Origin of the sequence: Vibrio sp. 10N.222.48.A3 (assembly GCF_041475345.1) — a bacterium.
Taxonomy (GTDB): domain Bacteria; phylum Pseudomonadota; class Gammaproteobacteria; order Enterobacterales; family Vibrionaceae; genus Vibrio; species Vibrio tasmaniensis_A.
The window spans coordinates 1-882 of the sequence record NZ_JBFRVX010001467.1 but is presented as its reverse complement, the minus strand read 5'-3'; the positions used below and the strand labels follow the sequence as shown (position 1 = coordinate 882).

2 protein-coding genes are annotated in these 882 nt (G+C 39.9%); both read left to right on the top strand.

The genetic code is table 11. The features are described from left to right. The first annotated feature begins 84 nt into the window (after nt 1-84). Nucleotides 85-591, top strand: a complete 507-nt coding sequence (locus AB4653_RS27160) for a YfbU family protein (RefSeq protein WP_102257633.1) — start codon at nt 85-87, stop codon at nt 589-591. Between the two features lies 1 nt (nt 592). Further along, on the top strand, nt 593-882 hold a 290-nt coding region (locus AB4653_RS27155), incomplete at its 3' end, for a hypothetical protein (protein WP_372105791.1).

The following is an 882-nucleotide window of genomic DNA, read 5'->3' as shown; positions in this document are numbered from 1 at the left end:
CAATGGTTTAAGTAAGGTGGTTAGCGTTGTTCACACCTTAATTTGGCGTTAGCAGTTTTCGTAGTATTTAACATTGGAGTTGAAATGAAATTAGATAAAAAAGAGCGTTTAGCTTTGGTCAATCAGTTCTTGATATTAGAAAAACTGTATCCAGAAGAAGCGGATTACTATGCTCAGCACCGTCAGGCAATATCTGAGGGTTATGAACTGCACTATGACTGGATTTATGAAAATCTATGGGAAGGTCTATCGAAGGAAGAGTGTCGCAGGGTTCTTGATATTTTAGACATGTATCGAACAATCCATTTTTCAGCCAAAAAGTGCGCAGACACTACAGTAAAAGAACATTACTGGCTTAAATTTCCGGGGTTTGATGGAAATGAAGAGAGCTCGTATATGGCTTATTGTCGATATTTTATCGTCGACTTAGAGCGCTACGATGAACTGAGGTATGGTCAAGAGATTCCAGACCTCAATTCGCATATGCCCACACTGGACAAATACGATGCAATGTTATCGGTATGGGAAGGGTTTGGTAAGCCTCACACACTTGGAGCGGACAAAATACTATTAATTCTAGAGGCTAGGTAGTATGCCAAATTACATAAACTATGTGGCTACATTCCTTTCTATTGTTGGTGGTGTTATAGCTATTTGGCAAGCATACAAAGCAACTACTGAAGCGAGCAAAGCAAAAACTTACCGTGACGAAATCATAAACGTTCGAAAGGCTGTCGATTTTTCGGGAATCGAAGCTGTGCTGAGTCGTACAATCAACTTGATTTCTAAATATGGTCCTTCCGCTTCAATGTCTAGCTTATCCGGAGTCTCTCCTGACAAAGATGCTGAAGAAGTTCAACATTTCATCACTACTTTGAGGAA

Excerpts from the sequence above, each read along its gene's own strand:
- AB4653_RS27160 (WP_102257633.1), top strand. The coding sequence starts at position 85 with ATGAAATTAGATAAAAAAGAGCGTTTAGCTTTGGTCAATCAGTTCTTG.